Here is a 15,965-nt window from a genome sequence, read left to right as displayed (position 1 = left end):
AGCAGCTTCCGCCCTCTCGCGTTGGCTGCTTTATTCATGATCCGAGACAATGCCGTCACGTTTATTTCTTCCGGCGGGTACGGCTGGTACGCACTGTAGCTTTCTTGGAACGCTTGCCGGATACCGTAACGCCACCATAGCCTCCATTTTCGGTTACGACTTCTTCTTCGCTGTACGTGTACAGATGTTTTTCTACCGGCACGCAGTGAATCTTATCCACCACTTTTATAGGATGAATAACCGGTACGATTTGCGGTACATAGTGGTCTCTCACGACTACAATCGGATCGCACACAATCGGGGACACCGGAGGACATGGATAATCGTTATGACAAGACATGTGTTTGCATCTCCTTTCCGTTGATGATTATAGCTTATTATCCCAAGGGCTATTTGGTATGGACGATTATCCGTACAGGGCACATGATCTCCCAATATTTTCACAAATCCAGAAGAAAAACGTCTATCGACGTACTTTCTCAGAAGACAGACCACGGTTAGAGGAAGTTTCTTGCGATATCAGGACTTCGAAGGTTATACTTTCTGATACTTGAAAAAACGCGCATTTCCTGTACACCCCCGCAAGGAGTGAAAAGAAAATACGCGTTTGTACCATAGCATATTCATAAAATCGTTGTGCAGTTGGGAAAGTTTTCCGTAAGCCGGGTTCTGTGCTCTTCGTGGTCATAGCGGGAACTACCCTGCCACCATAAGCGACAATCATCTATCTAGGCCGATCATTACTAATCGGCTCAAGCGACCAACCCGGACGCGCCTCGGGCTAAGGCTGTCTCCTCGAAGGAGACTGCGTCCCATTAGGTCTTGCTCCAGGTGGGGTTTACCAGGAACGAAGTCACCAGCGTTCCTCGGGGTCTCTTACACCTCGGTTCCATCCTTGCCTGTGCCGCCCTAAGGCGGCCATCGGCGGTCCATTTCTGTGGCACTATCCTTCAACTCGCGCTGACTGGACGTTATCCAGCACCCTGCCCTATGGAGCCCGGACTTTCCTCTCGCGGCTTTGAGGCCGCCAGCGATTGTCTGTCAAACTTTCCGGACAACATTACATATTATATCGTGATTCCATGCGGTACACAACCATTAAACATTAACAACAGCTGATTATTTTCCCATTCCGAAATCAAACAAACTGAAACGGCTCCGTGTTGATGCGGGAAGCCACGACCCGAGTTTCGTACTTATGCTCCTGCAGCTTCTGCTCCATCCACTCGGCAACTTTGACTTTCATGATCTTCTCGGCATTGTGGCCCGGATCAATGATTGTAAGTCCTGCGGCCAGCGCATCCTGTGCCGTATGATAATCCACATCCCCCGTTACCAGCACGTCTGCTCCCCGAAACAGCGCCTTCATCATGTAGCGTCCTCCGGAGCCGCCTATAACGGCTGCCTTGCGTATGGTACGGTCGAGTTCTCCTACTACGCGAACATGAGGGACCTCCAGCTTCTCTTTTACCACGTCGACCAACTCAGCCAGCGTCAGGGGCTCCTTCAGCTTCCCGACCCGTCCAAGACCGAGGGATCTTCCCTTCAGGTCCATGTTATACAGATCGTAGGCAACCTCTTCATAAGGATGCGCCTTCAGCATAGCCTGGATGACCTTGTTCTTAATCGTGTGGGGAACAATCGTTTCGATCCGGACCTCGTCTGCCCGTTCCATCTTTCCTTCCTTGCCTTGAAAAGGGGTGCTGCCTTCTCTTGGAACGAAGGTGCCGAAGCCCTCGATATTGAAGCTGCAGTGGCTGTAATTTCCGATCCAGCCTGCGCCGGCTCCGAGCACGGCATCCAGCACCTCTTGATGGTGGCTCTTCGGAACAAACACCACCAGCTTGGACAGCTGCTCGTTATGCATGTCATGGATGGGCGACGTATCCTCGATGCCCAGCGCCTCCGCCATCCAATCGTTCATGCCGCCCTCGGTTACGTCCAGATTGGTATGGCTTACATAGACCGCGATGTCGTGTTTGATCAGCTTCTCGTATACCTTGCCCATCGGCGTATCCGTCTGCAGCTGCTTCAGCGGACGGTAGATAATCGCATGATGCGCGATAATCAGGTCAGCCCCAAGCTCTATGGCTTCATCCACCACTTCGTCATTCACGTCCAGTGCAATCAGCACCGTGCGGATGTCCTTTTGCAAAGTTCCGAGCTGGAGCCCGATCCGGTCCTCGGGTTCGGCCACGTGCTTCGGGGCCAGTTGTTCCATGAATTGAATTACGGTTTGTCCTTTGGCAAGCATGCCAGCACCTCCTGAATAAACTCGATATCCGATCGAATCTCGCTCGCCTTATCGGCTGCCGTGGGCAGATCCGAACGCGATAGCGACTGAAGTATATACCCCATCTTCTCCATCTCCGACGTCCATTTATCGTGGAAAACCGGATTCGGGGATTGCGTCAACCAAGGCCCCATACGGAACAGCCAGTCCGCAGAAAGCCGGACACCGTCTCCGATCGTCCTTTCCTTGTATACCTGTTCATTCGTCAGGTCGGTTGTATCCGAAGGCTCGGCGACCAGCACCTCGTAAATTTTTCCGTCTTCCTCCAGGATCCATTCCTCGATCAGCACCCAGCCATGGGAATGCAACCATCTGCGCAAAATGTCCTCTCCCACGTTCGGCTGTAAAACAAGCCTGCGAACGCCGGCCAGCTTCTCGATCCCGCGATCCAGAATCGCTGCAATCAGGCTGCCGCCCATGCCGGCAATGGTAATCACGTCCGCCTCACCGGCCGAGAGCACATTCAATCCGTCCCCTTTTCGCACGCTGATGACATCGGTCATCCCTGATTCGATGACCTGCTTGACGGCAGCATCGTATGGGCCTGGGTTTACCTCACCGGCGACAGCTTGAACCGCAGCTCCGCACTCCACGGCAGCCACGGGCAGCAAGGCATGATCCGAACCGATATCTGCAAGTTTGCTGCCGCGAGGAATCTTCTCCAGAATTTTCGTTAATCTTCTTGATAATTTCAATGCTGACACCCTTACATTCCATATTTTCGTTCAATCCACGATCTATTCATTACCCTAACAGACACGATACCAAACTGCAAACCCGCAAATCCGGCAAACCAACCGGGTGCCAAGTCATTTGCAATGGGTCTGGAAAAGAGCTAAAATAAAGACCAATACAACAAATGCAGGAAGAAATTCCAGAACCAAGAAACCTCATTCACTCTGCTTACATTCGAAAAAAAGGACCTGCTGCGTTACTGCAGAAGGTCCGTGGATTAAGCTATTCGAGAAAATCCTTTAACCGTTTGCTGCGGCTCGGGTGACGAAGCTTACGGAGCGCTTTGGCTTCGATCTGCCGTATCCGTTCACGCGTAACGCCGAATACTTTGCCGACCTCTTCCAGCGTTCTTGTGCGGCCGTCATCGAGTCCGAAACGAAGGCGAAGGACATTCTCCTCGCGCTCTGTCAGCGTATCCAGCACATCCTCGAGCTGTTCCTTCAGAAGCTCGTACGCAGCCGCGTCAGCAGGAGCGAGTGCTTCCTGATCCTCGATGAAATCCCCAAGATGGGAATCGTCCTCTTCGCCGATCGGCGTTTCCAGCGAAACCGGTTCTTGGGCAATCTTCATGATCTCCCGGACTTTCTCAACGCTGAGTTCCATCTCTGCAGCAATTTCCTCCGGCGAAGGCTCACGTCCAAGCTCCTGCAGAAGCTGTCTGGATACACGAATCAGCTTGTTGATGGTCTCTACCATATGCACGGGAATACGGATGGTACGGGCCTGGTCCGCGATCGCGCGCGTGATCGCTTGGCGAATCCACCAAGTCGCATACGTACTGAATTTGAAGCCTTTTTTGTAATCGAATTTCTCCACGGCTTTGATCAAACCCATGTTGCCCTCCTGAATCAAATCCAGGAACAGCATTCCACGACCCACATAACGCTTCGCAATACTTACGACGAGACGCAGGTTGGCTTCGGCCAGACGGCGCTTGGCTTCTTCATCTCCCTGTTCAATCCGGTTGGCAAGCTCGATCTCATCATCCGCGGACAACAGCGGAACCCGTCCAATTTCCTTCAGGTACATCCGAACCGGGTCGTTAATCTTGATCCCCGGAGGCAGTGAAAGATCGTCGTCAAATCCAAAATCCTCATTATCATGGGATTCGGAATCTCCCGATTGCCGGTGAGGGCCCTCTTCGTCATTTTCATTTACCACATCGATGCCCAGGTCGGCCAGCTGCTCATAGAACTCTTCCATCTGCTCCGTGTCCTGATCAAATGGCGACAATTTCTCCATAATATCTTTATAGCTTAATACGGATCTCTTTTTACCCTGTTCAATCAACTGATCCTTGACTTGATCCAGCGTAAATTCCGTTTCTAGTTCAGTATGCTGATCATTCGCCATCATTCGACTCCCTCCTCCCTAGAAACAGCAATGCGCGGGGCTTCATTGTCTTTCTAGGGCGATAATCTCACTTGCAATTTGCGCGGCTCGCAAAAAATCACCTGAGCGCTCCGCTTTTATCATTTCTTCTTTTTTCTGGTCGATCTCTCTCTGCTGCGGAAATTTCAGCACCTCGCGTATGCAATCATCGAGCACTTGAACGTTCCACTCGGCGGGTGCTTCCATCATCATGATCGAGCTGACCGTCATTTCCAAACGATCGTCTTGGAGCGATGACATGAAACGGCTGATATCCGGGGATTTGCCCTGTGCGTAAAAAGCATATAGATAAGCAGCGATTGCCGCATGATCTTCAATATTAAACGCTTCTCCCAGGCGATCGCCAACGTATCGCGCGGCCTCCGCATCCTGCAGCATCAGCGACAGCAGCCGCCGTTCTGCAGCATGGTAAGCAGGCAGAAGTGCCGGGGCGGGCTGGCGCCCTTTTTTATGCCTACCATTATTCCACCTTTTTTCCTTATTATCCCCATCGCCCATCTTTTTTTGCATCGATTGCCGAAGCAGATTGCAATCCTGCTTAAGACTTTCGTAGGAAAGATGAAGCTCGGAGGATAATTCCCTCAAATAAACCTCCCGTTCGGTTGAGGAATCCAGTACGGCGATAATGGGCAGTGCCTCTTTGGCGTACGCAATTTTACCATCTTCTTCTAGCAGTATATGGTTTTTCTTCAGATATATAAGTTTAAATTTTGTTGTTGAAACGGCTGTTTCTACCACATGCCTGAAACGCTCGGGACCGAACTTGCGGATATAATCATCCGGGTCCATTCCTTCGTTCACCAAAGCGATTCGTACCTTGAGACCAACGCCTTCCAGCATTGGAATGACTTTTGACGCGGCGGCCATGCCGGCTTTATCGCCATCATAGACAACAACAACTTCTTCAGCCACCGATTTCATGATTGCCACTTGGTTTTCCGTTAGAGAGGTTCCCATCGTTGCCACACCGTTGTGCAGTCCTGCTTCCCATGACGAAATGACATCGCCGTATCCTTCGAATAACAGAATTTGACGCAATTTGCGTATGGATGTTTTGGCCTGGTGCAGGTTGTACAATGTGCGGCTCTTATTAAATAGAAGTGTCTCCGGGGAATTCAGGTACTTTGGTTGACCGTCCCCCAGTATTCTGCCAGCAAACGCGATGACCTTGCCGCTGCGGTCATGTATCGGAAACATGATTCGTCCGCGAAAACGGTCGAGATAGCCTTCTTGTTCATGTCTTGCGGATAATAAACCGCCTCTTTCCATCTCTTTCAAGTCAAAGGAGCGTTTGGTCAGGAACTGAACCAGCGTGTCCCAACGATCCGGCGCATAACCGATTTGAAACTGATCAATCATCTTGTCGTTCATTCCGCGGGCTCTTAAATACTTCATGGCTTCCGTACCATGTTCCGTATTCTTCAGCAGGAAATGGTACAGCTTGGCGCTAAGCTCATACGCTTCAATCAAACGTTCTTTTTCCGGATTACGAGGAATTACGGGAACTCCTTGACCTTCCGGCAACGAGATATCATTCTCTTCTGCCATTGTCTTGACGGCTTCGGGAAAAGAAAATCCTTCGATTTCCATTCTAAACTTAATGGCGTTTCCGCCCTTACCGCAGCCATAGCAGTAAAAGATTTGGCGTTCCGGTGTAACCGTAAAGGAAGGAGTCTTCTCTGAGTGAAATGGGCACAAGCCCTTCAGGTATTTCCCCTGTTTGGTAAGATGCACGTATTTGCTGACCGTATCCACAATATCGCTTTTGGCCAGTACTTCCTCAATGACATCATCCGGAATATTGCCTTGTCCGGTACTCATCCAAACCACCTTCATCTCTTTTGGCACGTAAATAGTATTCGCTACGGGTGGACATTCTCCTGCAATTCACGCAAAAGTTTTGTCAGTTTATGTTGAAAAAACCTCCGGTCTTCGTCAAGCAGTTTCTTGGGCCCTTTGCCATACCTTCCTTGTTTCCTCGCCTTCGCCTGATGGTGACGGGAATCCAGCATGAAATCGATATCCGTATTATGGAAAATACGGCCGCGAAAGGAGATCACGTGGCATGATTTGGCAAGCGCAAGCGCAGCCAGTCCATAATCCTGCGTCACCACGATATCCCCCCTGGATATGTGGTTAGCGATGTAGAGGTCGGCACTTTGATCACTCCGGTCCACCTGGATCGTCGTAACCCCTTCTTCGGCTTGCAGCAGATGATCGTAGGAAGAAACAAGCAGCACCGGCACACGGAATGTACGAGCAGTCTCTGCGATTTCCTTCTTGACTGGACAAGCATCCCCGTCAACCACGATCGAAATGGAGCTTTCGTTCATACGCATCACCGGCTCTTATCTTAATCTTGGGTCCTTATTATGCTGTATATTATTATATACGTCTTTGGCCGATTAAAATCCTGCTGCCCAAATAAACAATGACCTTGCCCTTGCTTGAATCCGTCCGTTCATAGCGAAAGCGCCATCCCGCGCTGAACCGCGGGCTGTCGCTTTCACTGAACAATACATTATACCATTTGCAAAATCATGCTGTCACTACTACCACACCAATTTCGTGAAATCGGCATACCGCTTCAAGTCACCGTCGATGCCGGAGAGCAGCGCAAGGCGATTGGCCCGAACCGCTTCGTCTTCAGCCATCACCATGACCGAATCAAAGAACCCGGTAATCGGCTCCCTCAGTCCACTCAGCAAGGACAATGAACGTTCGCCGTCCGCTGCCTGCAGCGCGGCATGGTAATCTGCGCGAATCGCGTTCCAAGCTTCATAAAGCTTGTTTTCTTCCGATTCCGTGAACAGTTCGGCGTTGACGGCGGCCTTGCCCGCCTTGGCAGCCAAATTGCTGACCCGGTTGAAGGACTCTACCGTCGTTTTGAAATCCTGGACGCTCTCCACGGCATTCATCAGCGCATGGCCGCGGGATACGACGGACACCACATGATCGAATCCGGCCGTAATGACCGCATCCACCACATCATAACGCTGGTCTTCGGACAACAGCTTCTTCACGCGAAGCCCGAAGAACTCCTTAAGGTCTTTGCGGATTTCGTCAGTCGATCGCTTCAATACGCGAATGTTCTCGTGAACCTCGAGCGCCACGCCGAACACGTCGGATAAAGTCACCGGAAGTTTGTGCTCCAAGATGATCTGAACGATGCCCGCAGCCTGACGCCGGAGTGCGTAAGGATCCTGGGAGCCAGTCGGAATAATGCCGATGGAGAAGCATCCCACGATGGTGTCGATTTTATCCGCGATGCTCACGATGGAACCCACCATCGTGGAAGGCACCGAATCGCCGGCAAAGCGAGGCTGGTAATGCTCGAACACCGCTTTGGCCACATGCTCCTTCTCACCGGCTTTTCTTGCGTAATCCTCTCCCATGACCCCTTGCAATTCAGGGAACTCATAGACCATCTGCGTCACCAGATCGAATTTGCAAATATCGGCCGCACGGCTCACGGAATCGGCTGCGTCAGCAGAAACGTTAAGCTTCGCGGACAGTTGGTCCGATATCCGGCGTATTCTGCGGACTTTATCGCCGATCGTCCCCAGCTCTTCATGGAAAACGATGCTCTCCAGCTTCGACAGGGCATCCTTGATCTGAAGCTTCTGGTCTTCCTCATAGAAGAATTTCGCGTCCGATAACCGGGCCCGCAGCACCTTCTCGTTTCCTCTCGCAATCACGTCGAGGGAGCGGCTGTCCCCGCTGCGAACCGTTACGAAATACGGAAGCAATTGTCCCTGCTTATCCAGCACCGGGAAATACCGCTGATGCTCACGCATGGACGTAATCAATACTTCCTGCGGAATATGAAGGAATGAGGAGTCGAACGATCCGTACAGCACGGTTGGAGTCTCAACCAGGAACAATACCTCCTCAAGCAGGTCATCCTTGATCGCGATATTCCAGTCCTTCTCCTGGGCCAGCGCCTGGATCTGCGAAACGATCATCTCCTGGCGCTCATTCACATCGACGATAACATGCTGTTCGCGAAGCACGTCCCGGTAAGCAGATGCTTCCGGAATTACGGCTTCTCCGCCAAGGAAACGATGCCCGCGAGTTACGTTACCGGCCTTCACGCCCGTAATTTCCAGATCTACCGTCTCGCTGCCCAGCATCGCGACCATCCACTTAATCGGACGGACGAATTTGAATTCGTGCGCTCCCCAGCGCATGTTTTTCGGAAATGTCATCGAAGTCAGTATTCCAAGCAGTCCTTCGGACAGGATGGACTTCGTATCCACGCCGACGCTATTCTTCGTCACGTAAATATACTCGACTCCGCCGAGCTCCTTAAACGTAAAGCTCTCGGGATCAACGCCCTGGCTTTTGGCAAAACCAAGAGCCGCCTTACTCCATTGCCCGCTGTCATCGAGAGCGATCTTGCGGGAAGGCCCTTTCACTTCCTCGCTGACGTCCTCTTGCTTATCCGCAACGTTCTGAACCCATACCGCCAAGCGGCGCGGGGTGGCAAATGCCGTGACTTCGCCATGCGCGATTCTGGAAGCATCCAGCCATTTGACCAACTTGTCCTGAAGCTGCTCCATCGCGGCGCGCAGAAATCTCGCCGGCACTTCTTCCAGGCCGATTTCAAACAATAAATCCTTAGACATGCTCTGCGCCCCCTTTCTTAATCAGCGGGAAGCCCAGCTTCTCGCGCTCCTCCAAATACGTGGCAGCTACCTGACGAGCCAGGTTGCGCACGCGCATGATGTATCCCGTTCTCTCCGTTACGCTGATCGCGCCTCTGGCATCCAGAAGGTTGAACGTATGCGAGCATTTCAGCACATAATCATAAGCGGGGAACACCAGATGCTGGTTCATCGCTTTATTCGCTTCTTCCTCGTACATGTTAAACAGCGTAAACAGCATCTTCACGTCGGACACCTCAAAGGTATACTTCGAATGCTCGAATTCCGGCTGATGGAACACGTCTCCGTAGGTAATGCCGTCTACCCACTCCAGATCGAACACGTTCTCTTTATCCTGGATGTAGGATGCAAGGCGCTCCATGCCGTAGGTAATCTCCACAGCCACCGGATTGGCGTCAATGCCGCCAACCTGCTGGAAATACGTAAACTGCGTGATCTCCATACCATCGAGCCATACTTCCCAGCCCAAGCCCCATGCACCGAGCGTTGGCGCTTCCCAGTTGTCCTCGACAAAACGGATGTCATGATCAAGCGGATTGATGCCAAGACGCTTCAGGCTCTCCAAATACAGCTCCTGGATATTGTCAGGCGAAGGTTTGAGAATGACCTGGAATTGGTGATGCTGATACAAACGGTTCGGGTTCTCCCCATAGCGGCCGTCGGCCGGGCGACGGGAAGGCTCAACATAAGCCACGTTCCACGGCTCAGGTCCGATCGAACGCAAATACGTCATCGGGTTCATCGTACCGGCGCCTTTTTCCGTGTCGTACGGCTGCACGATGATGCAATTCTGTTCCGCCCAAAATTGCTGCAGCGTCAAAATCATCTGCTGGAAATTCATGATTTTAGCTCCTTTGTTTTCTTTTTCGAATCCAATCCATCATGCTTACATTTCTCTGTACAACAAAAAGCTCTCGTCCTACGCCTGTTGTACAGACATAGGGACGAGAGCTGTAGCTTCCCGCGGTTCCACCCTACTTGGCCTTGCTTTTGCCGCCGAGTGATCTGACGATCTCCAGCGATAAGCAAAACCCACTTTATCGTTTCACCATGCTCCCGGGTGCCCTGTTCATGAATATCTCCCGCCAGGCTTCCACCGCCCCCGGCTCGCTATCATTGGATCGATTATTCACTACTTTCCCGTTCAATGCATGCCAGTATTCAAAAAACTAATAAACTGACAAATATAATACCTCATTCCATACCTTACGTCAAATGTTGTACTTGTCCATTTGGTCCAAAAAGTTTTGCGATTTCAAACGCAGCCCCAGCTGCATATCCATCAACGCTCGCATGACTTTTTTGAGCTCGGCCTTCGTTTCGTCCTTTACGTCTACATTGCCCAGCCGCCTCAGGTCCAGGCGTCCAAACAGGCGCAGCAGCTTCAGCGTTCTGGTCGAGATGGCCATCGCCGGCGGATCCAGATGTTTGCAGTAACGGCACAGCACGCCGCCAAGGCGGGGGCTCACCAGCATATCTTCGTCTTTTCTCGATTGATTGCATGAAATGCAAACATCCAGCTCCGGCCCGTACCCTGCCGCCTGCAAAATTTTCATCTCATACAGATTGATGATAATTTGGGGATCCTTATCCTCCTGAAGGGCTTCCAGGCAGGCCTTGAGCTGATGAAACCAAAAAGCGCCCGTCTCCTCATCCTGCAGCACCCGATCCAAGAGCTCGCAGGCATAAGAAGCATAGGCGGCTTTTACAAGGTCCTCCCTGAGCCCGTGGTGAGATTCCATAATCTCGCCGGCGTTCAAGTTGCCAAGCCCGGTACCATTTCGGAAGAACACATATTCTCCATAAGTAAACAGCTGCGTCAGAGCAGCATGACGGCTTTTCACCTTCTTTGCTCCTCTGACCAGCACGCCTACCTTGCCCGATTCTTTGGTGCAAAGTGTAATGATTTTGTTCCCTTCACCGTAGTCCATGCTGCGGATGACAATCCCTTCCGCCCGATATAGCATGCGCTTTCCCCCAACCATTCCTGGAACAACCAATGATTACTCGTCTTCTTCATTCGGGGCCGCCTCGTCTTCAACGGATGCAGCTGCAAGGACCGATTCACCCTCGGCTTCCTTATACAGCAAATACGCATCGACATCTCCAGTCATCGCAAAATACTTCCACGAAAAATCTCGCATTCGTATTCATCCTCTCTTCGGAAATGACGTCTGCATCATCTACGAAAATTAGGATGTGCCTCTAGAGCAGATTTATGAAATGCAATTGTTGGCAGGCGGCAGCCGCGTATGATTTCCCTCGAATTTGAGCCGGCTTCATTATTCCCCGCGGTGAAATCCGAGATCGCGAAGAACGCGTTCTTGATTGCGCCAATCTTTTTTTACTTTAACCCAGAGCTCCAAGAAAATCTTGGACCCCAGCAGCCTTTGAATATCCTGGCGGGCCTGTCTGCCCACTTCTTTAAGCAGCGCCCCCTGCTTGCCGATAATGATGCCCTTCTGGGAATCGCGCTCTACGAAAATAACGGCGGAAATATAGACGGTTCCGTTCTCTTCTACCCGCATGTCCTCGATGGTGACTGCGATGGAATGAGGCACTTCCTCCCTGGTCATGTGCAAAATTTTCTCGCGAATCAGCTCGGCGCATACGAATTGCTCCGGATGGTCCGTCACTTGGTCCTCAGGATAGTACTGCGGGCCAGGCGGCAAATACTTCTGGATTTGCTCGAGAAGCGTGTTCACATTGCTGCCGAGCTTCGCGGAAATCGGGACGATCTCTGCAAAATCATGCAGCTTCCGATATTGCTCGATCAGAGGCAGCAGAGCGGGCGGCTCAATCTTGTCGATTTTGTTCATCACCAGGATGATCGGCGTCTTGATCTTCTGCAGCTGCTCGGCGATATACCGGTCTCCCCCGCCGATGCCCTCGGACGCGTCAACCAGGAACAATGCCGCTTCAACCTCACCCAGCGTGCTCAAAGCGGTCTGGTTCATATAATCTCCGAGCTTGGACTGACGCTTATGAATGCCCGGCGTATCCAAAAAAACCACTTGGGATTCGTTGGTCGTATAAACGCCATGGATTTTGTTTCTTGTCGTTTGCGGCTTGTCCGACATGATGGCGATTTTCTGGCCGATCACTTGGTTCATTAGCGTCGATTTGCCTACGTTCGGTCTGCCGATAATTGCCACAAAACCGGATTTAAATTGTTTTTTTTGCATACCCTGCCTCCGTTACGGTTCCGTATCTACGTGTTGTGTACTTCATTGATTCCATACTATATGATTTGGAGTCTTACTGCTTGTTTAAATCCCATGGACCGAACGCCCCCGGCAGCAGTTCGCTGACGGTCGTCTCCTTGATGTCGCCCTTCATGTTACCCATAATGACCTTCATATCCGGCTTGCACAGCTCCACCAGCACTTGCCGGCATACGCCGCACGGCGTGCACGGGCCGTCCGTATCCGCAACGATGGCGATCGCTTGGAAGCTCCCCGCTTCATGACCGTCGGCAATCGCCCGGAACAATGCCGTGCGCTCCGCGCAGTTGGTCGGTCCGTAGGCGGCATTCTCCACGTTGCAGCCCAAATGCACCTGTCCGCGAGAATCCAGCAGGGCCGCTCCCACGCCGAATTTCGAATAAGGTATGTACGCCCGCGTTCGCGCTTTAATCGCTTCTTGCATCAACAAACCTGCATCCATATCTAGTTCCTCCTATATCGTTCAGTTTGTTAAAGAATGTATCCATTCCCATACCGGTTCATAGAAGACCAGAATGCCGATCACGACGGCAAACGCCGCTGCAACGAACGCTGCACCGGCTGCCGTATCCTTAGCCACCCGGGCTAACTCATGTTCATCTGGCGAGATCAAATCGATGATGGCCTCCACCGCAGTATTGACCAGCTCCGCGATGAATACAACGGAAACCGCCAATAGCAAAAATAACCAGCGGATTCGATCCAATTGCAGCAAAGCTGCTGCGATGAACACGATCAAGGCAGCAGCAATGTGGATTTTCATATTGCGTTCCGTTTGTACAGCCGTCAAGATGCCTCGTATAGCGCACCTAAAAGCCCGGTATAACGATTGTCTGTGCGGCTTCACTATCTTGTCAATCCTACTTCGGCAAGTACGGCTTCCTGTTTGCCCATCATTTCGGCTTCGCTTGCCTCATCCTGATGGTCATATCCGAGCAAGTGAAGAAATCCGTGAACAAACAGAAAACCCAGCTCACGCTCCAGGGAGTGACCGTATTCTTCGCTTTGCAGCTTCGCACGGGGGACCGAAATAATGATATCGCCCAGTACATCCGGCACGCTCTCCAGCTCTTCTCCCTCTTCCAGCTCATAAATGATCTCGAGCTCATCGTTCGTTATTTCATTCATTGCAAAGGAGAGCACGTCGGTCGGGCGATCGATTCCCCGGTACTCCCGGTTCAATTCATGGATCCCTTCATCATCGACAAAGGTCAGATCAACCTCGCCATCGGTTACGCCTTCAGCCTCTCCGGCCTTCTGCAGAATCGCTTCAAGCAGGGCGATCAATTCCTCGCCAATCTGAAAATCCTCTTGTTCATTATTCCATGCCAGCTGCAGGCTCATTCTTATACGCTCCTTCTCTGTTCCTCACTCGTTGCGGACGTCTCCGATGCGGTCGAGGCTTCGCCGTTCGGCGCGGACAGTTTGGGACGCTTCACATCCTCCGGATATTCGATCCGGGAATGGAAAATCCCCATCACCGTCTCCTTTAACGTCTTGGCGATGATGTCCAGTTCCTTCATCGTTAAATCGCAATCATTAAACTGATGGTCATCCAGACGCCCCTTGATAATCTTCTCGATCATCGATTCGACCTGTTCGACCGTTGGTTTACGCAATGATCGGACGGCCGCTTCCACGCTGTCGGCGATGCCGACAATCGCAGACTCCTTGGATTGGGCCTTCGGCCCCGGATAGCGGAAATCATCCTCCGTGAAATCCGGCTCGACGCCCTGCTCTTCCGCCTGGCGAACCGCCTTATGATAGAAATAGTGTAAAAACGTGGTGCCATGATGCTGCTCCGCAATATCCCTTATCGGCTTGGGCAGCTTGTACTCCTTGAGCATCTCCACGCCATCCCTTGCATGCGCTACGATAATGGATTTGCTCAGCTTCGGTTCTATGGAATCATGCGGATTCTCCATATTGTTCTGATTCTCGATGAAATAGATCGGGCGCTTGGTTTTTCCGATATCGTGATAATAAGAACCGACGCGGCACAGCAGTCCGTTGGCGCCAATCGCTTCCGCAGCTGCCTCGGATAAGTTACCGACCATGACGCTGTGATGGTATGTGCCCGGCGTCTCTGTCAGCAGTTTGCGAAGCAGCGGATGGTTCGGATTCGACAATTCAACCAGCTTCAGCGCCGAGAGGATGCCGAAGGTGACTTCAAAGAACGGCATGAGCCCGATAACCAGGATCGCCGTTAACAGTCCGCCCGCGATGGCAAAGCCGATCGAATACAGCGTTTCCGTCGTAGTCCACGTGTCGTTATTGAGCAGCAGCATAATGAACACGATCAAGGCGCCGAAGAGAGAAGCCATGATGCCGCCCTTCAGCATCGTCGACCGCTGGCTCGCGCGGTGGATCGAGAAGATCGCCACGCAGGAAGTCACGGCTGCGAATAACCCGAACTTGAAGTCGAACAGTTCCCCTTGAACGTTCAATATGACGCTTGCCATGATGCTGAAGATAATGACGCTGAAATAGGCAAGCGAGGTCTCCAGCAGCAGGGTAACCAGAATCGCGCCGATCGCGACAGGCGCCAAATACCCCACGTACATCTGGGAATCGCTCTGCAGAAATGCGGTCAAATGCATGGTGATCAGCGTAATGACGTACACCAGGACCAACATCAGCAGCTGCGAGTTGTTGTATTTGAATTTGCCCGGCTCCGACTGCCGGATGAACATCAGTATGCCGAGGGACAGCAAAACGGACAGGAGCAAAACGCCAAGCTCCGGCCAATAGTTGATGTCGTCCTTCAGCAGCCCGTTCTTGCCGAGCAGCTCGTACAGCTCCGGCGTGATGAGCTGACCCTTTGCCACAAGGATGTCCCCTTGTTTGATAAAGACGGGCGGGGTATTCTCGCGAGCTTCAACCTTCGCATTCTTTGTGGCGACCTCGTCATAGAACTTGTTGGCCGTAATCGTTAAACTCGCCAGTTCCTGAACGACTTCCCTGGCGGTCCGATCATTCAACGAGCTGGTGTTCACTCGTTCCGCCACGCGGGTGCGGGCCGTGTCGGCATCCACGATCTCGTTCAGCATCAGCCTGGAGACGATCTCGCGGGCTACGGGCTTCATCTGAATAATATCTTCCGAATTCAACCGCGGTATCTTAATGAACGTTTCCTCGGGAATCCGATAGGTTTGTTCTTCAATGACCCGCTGCATTTCCTGAAGCAGCTCTTTGGAGTAGGCTTCATTCGTGCTGTTGGCCGACACGAAATTTTGCACGAATTCTCTGGCCATCCGCGGAATTTCTTTGCGATAAATCTCCACCTTTTCGGCGGAGCTGATATCCACGTCCTGGTTCAAACGTTCAATACGGTCAAGGATCTGCGTAACCAGAACGTCGTTCCGCAGCGGGACGAGAGGGTAAATCGGCTGGACATTCTCCGCCGCCGCCTCCTGTGCTTTCAGCGTCGCCTTGCTGTCCTCGATTTGAACGGGCGCCACGATATTCTTTTCGCTTTTCGTATTGACCTGGATGTCATAGCGTTCCGGCAAAAGCTTGGATGCTAGACTGATATAAAAGAGCAAAGCAAGCAGCAGAAACAGAATATAGCGTGTTGCCACGCTATATTTCCATCCGCTGTTTTTACTCCATATGGACTTGTCCGTCGATGGTTCTTTGGAGGCCATTGCGACA

At 51.9% G+C, this 15,965-nt stretch carries 15 protein-coding genes and 1 other RNA gene; all 16 read right to left on the bottom strand.

The annotated features are described in order from the left end of the window. Positions 1–61: 61 nt before the first annotated feature. On the bottom strand, positions 62–340 hold the full coding sequence (locus P0X86_RS09545) for a hypothetical protein (RefSeq protein WP_015734209.1): 279 nt from the start codon (positions 338–340) through the stop codon (positions 62–64). A 303-nt stretch (positions 341–643) separates the two neighbouring features. Then, positions 644–1,050: RNase P RNA component class A (gene rnpB, locus P0X86_RS09540), an RNA gene on the bottom strand. A gap of 88 nt (positions 1,051–1,138) precedes the next feature. After that, a complete protein-coding gene (locus tag P0X86_RS09535) occupies positions 1,139–2,254 on the bottom strand; it encodes a Nif3-like dinuclear metal center hexameric protein (protein WP_036666052.1) in 1,116 nt (371 codons plus the stop codon). After that, on the bottom strand, positions 2,230–2,988 hold the full coding sequence (locus tag P0X86_RS09530) for a tRNA (adenine(22)-N(1))-methyltransferase (protein WP_192569231.1): 759 nt from the start codon (positions 2,986–2,988) through the stop codon (positions 2,230–2,232). The genes P0X86_RS09535 and P0X86_RS09530 overlap by 25 nt, the downstream gene beginning before the upstream one ends. 262 nt (positions 2,989–3,250) lie before the next feature. Next, positions 3,251–4,381 (bottom strand): RNA polymerase sigma factor RpoD, encoded by a 1,131-nt coding sequence (rpoD, locus tag P0X86_RS09525; RefSeq protein WP_036666181.1) that lies wholly within the window; start codon positions 4,379–4,381, stop codon positions 3,251–3,253. 42 nt (positions 4,382–4,423) lie between these two features. Next, a complete protein-coding gene (gene dnaG / locus P0X86_RS09520) occupies positions 4,424–6,241 on the bottom strand; it encodes a DNA primase (RefSeq protein WP_015734206.1) in 1,818 nt (605 codons plus the stop codon). Positions 6,242–6,282: 41 nt separating this feature from the next. Continuing rightward, positions 6,283–6,759 (bottom strand): YaiI/YqxD family protein, encoded by a 477-nt coding sequence (locus P0X86_RS09515; RefSeq protein WP_096773049.1) that lies wholly within the window; start codon positions 6,757–6,759, stop codon positions 6,283–6,285. Positions 6,760–6,972: 213 nt separating this feature from the next. Then, a complete protein-coding gene (glyS, locus tag P0X86_RS09510) occupies positions 6,973–9,048 on the bottom strand; it encodes a glycine--tRNA ligase subunit beta (RefSeq protein WP_096773048.1) in 2,076 nt (691 codons plus the stop codon). Then, on the bottom strand, positions 9,041–9,928 hold the full coding sequence (gene glyQ, locus P0X86_RS09505; protein ID WP_015734204.1) for a glycine--tRNA ligase subunit alpha: 888 nt from the start codon (positions 9,926–9,928) through the stop codon (positions 9,041–9,043). Before glyQ ends, glyS begins: the two co-directional genes overlap by 8 nt. 370 nt (positions 9,929–10,298) lie before the next feature. Beyond that, a complete protein-coding gene (gene recO / locus P0X86_RS09500) occupies positions 10,299–11,054 on the bottom strand; it encodes a DNA repair protein RecO (protein WP_015734203.1) in 756 nt (251 codons plus the stop codon). 36 nt (positions 11,055–11,090) lie between these two features. Continuing rightward, complete coding sequence (locus P0X86_RS09495) at positions 11,091–11,231, bottom strand: YqzL family protein (RefSeq protein ID WP_009590824.1); 141 nt, start codon at positions 11,229–11,231, stop codon at positions 11,091–11,093. 138 nt (positions 11,232–11,369) lie between these two features. Next, entirely contained in the window at positions 11,370–12,272 is a 903-nt protein-coding gene (gene era / locus P0X86_RS09490; RefSeq protein ID WP_096773047.1) for a GTPase Era, read from the bottom strand. Between the two features lie 73 nt (positions 12,273–12,345). Then, the gene (gene cdd, locus P0X86_RS09485; RefSeq protein ID WP_009590810.1) at positions 12,346–12,753 is read right to left on the bottom strand and encodes a cytidine deaminase; all 408 of its coding nucleotides are present in this window, start codon (positions 12,751–12,753) and stop codon (positions 12,346–12,348) included. Between the two features lie 21 nt (positions 12,754–12,774). Beyond that, the gene (locus P0X86_RS09480; protein WP_213577419.1) at positions 12,775–13,158 is read right to left on the bottom strand and encodes a diacylglycerol kinase family protein; all 384 of its coding nucleotides are present in this window, start codon (positions 13,156–13,158) and stop codon (positions 12,775–12,777) included. Then, entirely contained in the window at positions 13,158–13,655 is a 498-nt protein-coding gene (ybeY, locus tag P0X86_RS09475) for an rRNA maturation RNase YbeY (protein ID WP_015734199.1), read from the bottom strand. Before ybeY ends, P0X86_RS09480 begins: the two co-directional genes overlap by 1 nt. Before the next feature lie 2 nt (positions 13,656–13,657). Then, a complete protein-coding gene (locus P0X86_RS09470) occupies positions 13,658–15,958 on the bottom strand; it encodes an HD family phosphohydrolase (protein ID WP_096773044.1) in 2,301 nt (766 codons plus the stop codon). Between the last annotated feature and the right edge of the window lie 7 nt (positions 15,959–15,965).

The sequence above is a fragment of the Paenibacillus sp. BR1-192 genome (genome assembly GCF_029542445.1).
GTDB lineage: Bacteria > Bacillota > Bacilli > Paenibacillales > Paenibacillaceae > Paenibacillus_AQ > Paenibacillus_AQ lautus_A.
The sequence above is the reverse complement of the archived record's forward strand: the minus strand, read 5'-3'. Positions and strand labels throughout refer to the sequence as shown.

What these genes read in the sequence shown, in the direction of transcription:
- P0X86_RS09545 (WP_015734209.1), bottom strand. Translation starts at nt 340, where the DNA reads ATGTCTTGTCATAACGATTATCCATGTCCTCCGGTGTCCCCGATTGTG.
- P0X86_RS09535 (WP_036666052.1), bottom strand. Translation starts at nt 2,254, where the DNA reads ATGCTTGCCAAAGGACAAACCGTAATTCAATTCATGGAACAACTGGCC.
- rpoD (WP_036666181.1), bottom strand. Translation starts at nt 4,381, where the DNA reads ATGGCGAATGATCAGCATACTGAACTAGAAACGGAATTTACGCTGGAT.
- dnaG (WP_015734206.1), bottom strand. Translation starts at nt 6,241, where the DNA reads ATGAGTACCGGACAAGGCAATATTCCGGATGATGTCATTGAGGAAGTA.
- P0X86_RS09515 (WP_096773049.1), bottom strand. Translation starts at nt 6,759, where the DNA reads ATGCGTATGAACGAAAGCTCCATTTCGATCGTGGTTGACGGGGATGCT.
- glyS (WP_096773048.1), bottom strand. Translation starts at nt 9,048, where the DNA reads ATGTCTAAGGATTTATTGTTTGAAATCGGCCTGGAAGAAGTGCCGGCG.
- glyQ (WP_015734204.1), bottom strand. Translation starts at nt 9,928, where the DNA reads ATGAATTTCCAGCAGATGATTTTGACGCTGCAGCAATTTTGGGCGGAA.
- recO (WP_015734203.1), bottom strand. Translation starts at nt 11,054, where the DNA reads ATGCTATATCGGGCGGAAGGGATTGTCATCCGCAGCATGGACTACGGT.
- P0X86_RS09495 (WP_009590824.1), bottom strand. Translation starts at nt 11,231, where the DNA reads ATGCGAGATTTTTCGTGGAAGTATTTTGCGATGACTGGAGATGTCGAT.
- era (WP_096773047.1), bottom strand. Translation starts at nt 12,272, where the DNA reads ATGCAAAAAAAACAATTTAAATCCGGTTTTGTGGCAATTATCGGCAGA.
- cdd (WP_009590810.1), bottom strand. Translation starts at nt 12,753, where the DNA reads ATGGATGCAGGTTTGTTGATGCAAGAAGCGATTAAAGCGCGAACGCGG.
- ybeY (WP_015734199.1), bottom strand. Translation starts at nt 13,655, where the DNA reads ATGAGCCTGCAGCTGGCATGGAATAATGAACAAGAGGATTTTCAGATT.
- P0X86_RS09470 (WP_096773044.1), bottom strand. Translation starts at nt 15,958, where the DNA reads ATGGCCTCCAAAGAACCATCGACGGACAAGTCCATATGGAGTAAAAAC.